Below are 2,418 nucleotides of genomic sequence, written 5' to 3'. Positions count from 1 at the left end.
GTGCGCCACGAGGCGCTCTGATGTATCCCCGGTGCAGCCGGGAGAGATTCGAAGGGAGATCTCTGGGTCGAATGGCTTACCTGGATCTGAAAAGTGAAGGGGACCGTAGCATGCCAGGAAATCAGTGGACGCCGCGAAGGTATCGAAGGTGGGCTGCTGAGAGACCCGTGTGATATGGCGAAAGCTGGATTGCCTGAAGCCTGGTCTCCAGTTGATGAAAAGACGCATCCACCGGAAAGATACCTGAAACCGGTGCCGAGCTCTGTGCTGGGATGTTTTGCCGCCCGGCGCAACCTTCGGGGCGTGGAGCGATGTCCAGCGAGGACATTCAAGGAGACGAAAGGGCCGCCTAAGTCACGCTCGGACGTACGTCAGAGACGAACGTGGGATCACCTAAGGGATGCGAGTCCTAAGGTGACGGAGTGCTCGTAGTAGTCGCAGGGGTCACGTCCTGCCGGGGAGAGCGGGAAAGCCGCTTACAGGGCGAAGGAGCACAGGTGGTCGGACACATCAGATCGGGAGGTATGCGTAATGCAGAACGCCGAAACGGTGCTGGGTGTCCTGCGTGAGCGCGGCAGGCGGGGCTTGCCGTGCAATGAACTGTATCGGCAGTTGTTCAACCCGCAGTTGTATCTGATGGCTTACGGGCGTATCTACTCCAACCAGGGAGCGATGACGCCGGGAGCCACCGCGGAGACCGTGGACGGCATGTCTCTGGAGAAAATCGGCCGCATCATGAATGCGGTGCGTCACGAGCGCTACCGATTCAAACCGGTCAAGAGGATCTACATCCCCAAACGCAACGGGAGGACCAGGCCCCTTGGTCTGCCGACCTGGTCGGACAAACTCGTCGGTGAAGTGGTCCGCCTGCTGCTGGAGGCGTACTACGAGCCGACATTCTCCGGCCTGTCCCACGGTTTTCGTCCCCGCCGGGGCTGCCACACCGCCCTGCGCGAGGTCGCACATACCTGGACGGGGACGGCCTGGTTCATCGAGGGAGACATCTCTGACTGCTTCGGAAGCCTGGATCATCAGGTCATGCTTTCGGTGCTGGCGGAGAAGATCCACGACAACCGGTTCCTGCGGCTGGTGCGCACCATGCTCCAAGCCGGATACCTGCAGGACTGGGTCTGGACCGCCACGCTCAGCGGTGTACCGCAGGGCGGGGTGGTCTCACCGATCCTGTCCAACATCTACCTGGATCGGCTGGACGACTTCGTCGAAACGGTACTGATTCCGGAATACAACCAGGGTGGTCTGCGTCGGCGCAGCACCACCTACCGCAAGGTGGAAAAGCAGCTCGCGCTGGCCCGCCGGCGAGGCGACCGCGCCCAGGCGCGTCAACTTCGCCGGCAACTGCGCGAACTGCCCAGCCAGGATATGAACGATCCCGGCTACCGTCGGCTGCGCTATGTCAGGTATGCCGACGACACCTTGCTCGGGTTCGCCGGACCCAAACACGAGGCCGAGGAGATCAAACGGCGGCTCGCGACGTTCTTGCGGGATGACCTCAAGCTGGAACTGTCGCCGGACAAGACGCTGATCACCCACGCCAGAACCGGCGCGGCCAACTTCCTCGGCTATGAGATCACTGTCGGGCGCAGTGACCGTATGGTCGCCAAGGGCCGCCGGTCGCACAACGGAGTCGTCCAACTCCGGGTGCCGAAGACAGTGATCAAAGAGAAATGCGCCCCCTACCTCAAACGCGGCAAACCCGCGTGCCTGCCCCATCTATTCAATAAAGACGATCACACCATCGTCAGTATGTATGGGGCGGTCTACCGGGGCATCGTCCAGTACTACCTGCTGGCCGGTGACGTTTCCCGACTGAACCGGCTGCACTGGGTCATGCAGACCTCGCTGCTGAAATCACTGGCGAACAAGCACCGCTCGACCGTGACGAGAACGGCCCGCAAGTACAAGACCGTCGTCGTCACCCCGGCCGGGCCACGAAAGTGCCTGCAAGCCCGTGTCGATCGCGGTGACGGCAGGAAACCACTGGTCGCACAGTTCGGCGGTATTCCACTGATACGGCAAAAGACAGCGGTCATTCAAGACCACAACCCCGACCGGCCCCACCGACCTCGCAAAGAGCTGATATCCCGGCTCCTCGCGGGACGGTGCGAAATCTGCGAATCCACGGACCGGATCCAGGTCCACCACATCCGCAGACTCGCCGACCTGGGTCAACTGGGCCAGTCACAGCCACCGTGGGCGCAGATCATGGCAAAACGCAGACGGAAAACACTGATCATCTGCCAATCCTGCCACGACCTCGTCCATACCGGATCGTCCACCGCAACCACGCAGCAGCCACTGGAGAGCCCGTTGCAGTGAAAGCTGCACGGCGGGTTCGGGAGGAGGCCGTCGGAAAAGGACCAGCCCCACGCTGGCACCTCGCCGACGGCCCACCTCACG

At 62.0% G+C, this 2,418-nt stretch carries 2 protein-coding genes; one reads left to right on the top strand and one right to left on the bottom strand.

The window, feature by feature from the left end:
- On the bottom strand, positions 1–228 hold a 228-nt coding region (locus E1285_RS47025), incomplete at its 3' end, for a hypothetical protein (RefSeq protein WP_207947299.1).
- Between the two features lie 303 nt (positions 229–531).
- On the opposite strand from E1285_RS47025, the gene E1285_RS44540 reads away from it, so the two are divergent.
- Positions 532–2,337 carry a reverse transcriptase/maturase family protein gene (locus E1285_RS44540; RefSeq protein ID WP_207947298.1) on the top strand — a complete coding sequence of 602 codons (1,806 nt, stop codon included), beginning with the start codon at positions 532–534 and terminating at the stop codon, positions 2,335–2,337.
- The last annotated feature ends 81 nt before the right edge of the window (positions 2,338–2,418 follow it).

The sequence above is a fragment of the Actinomadura sp. 7K507 genome (assembly GCF_004348425.1).
GTDB lineage: Bacteria > Actinomycetota > Actinomycetes > Streptosporangiales > Streptosporangiaceae > Spirillospora.
The sequence above is the reverse complement of the archived record's forward strand: the minus strand, read 5'-3'. Positions and strand labels throughout refer to the sequence as shown.

Coding starts and splice junctions, on each gene's coding strand:
- E1285_RS44540 (WP_207947298.1), top strand. CDS start 532: ATGCAGAACGCCGAAACGGTGCTGGGTGTCCTGCGTGAGCGCGGCAGG.